Below are 671 nucleotides of genomic sequence, written 5' to 3' on the forward strand. Positions count from 1 at the left end.
TTGGCCCGTCGGATATCCCGATCCAGATCGGCTTCCGTTTCAGCTTCATCACGCGCGTAGTGCTCTAGTAGGTGATGCCGAATCAGGCCTCTCAGTTTCTCCCGTTTCTCGCCCAATTCTTTGAACGTACCCGACCACTCTTTGGAGGCATCGGAGGACATCTTGCAGCCATCAATGGCAAAGAGTTCGTTGCCCAGTAAGCCTTGTTCGTGGCACACCAGCAGCACTTGCTCGAATAGCGCTTCAATCTCATCGGCATGGCGACTGACGAAGCTGGCCAGTGTGGTGAAATGGGGAACGGTATCGCAGGAAAGAGCTTTAAAAATGATATTGGTCTCGCAGCACCACTGCATTTCACGACTGGAGGTGATGCCTTTGGAGTAGGCAAACAGGATGATTTTCAACAGGATGGCCGGATCATAGGCCAGCCGACCGGTCGCGTCGTTGCGGTACTGGGGATGGAAAACGGACAAGTCGAGCTTGTGCTCGATCAGGTAGTGCACAGCGTGTTCAAAGGTGCCTGGCTGGAGCTGATCTTGATAGTTGATCACCACCATGGCGTTCTGGTCGTAGTTATAAGCCTTGAAGCGCGGCATGCTGACCACTCCTCGTCTGTTTCCTAGATCCTACCAAAACTTAGCCGTCAGCGGAGTTTTTCTACAGGCTCAACG

At 53.1% G+C, this 671-nt stretch carries 1 protein-coding gene; it reads right to left on the minus strand.

All coding sequences use genetic code 11. The annotated features are described in order from the left end of the window. Positions 1–596: transposase (locus INT19_RS01955; RefSeq protein WP_193059517.1), on the minus strand; the 596-nt coding region annotated here is incomplete at its 3' end. Positions 597–671 lie beyond the last annotated feature (75 nt).

This window comes from Halomonas sp. 3A7M, assembly GCF_014897875.1.
Classification (GTDB): domain Bacteria; phylum Pseudomonadota; class Gammaproteobacteria; order Pseudomonadales; family Halomonadaceae; genus Vreelandella.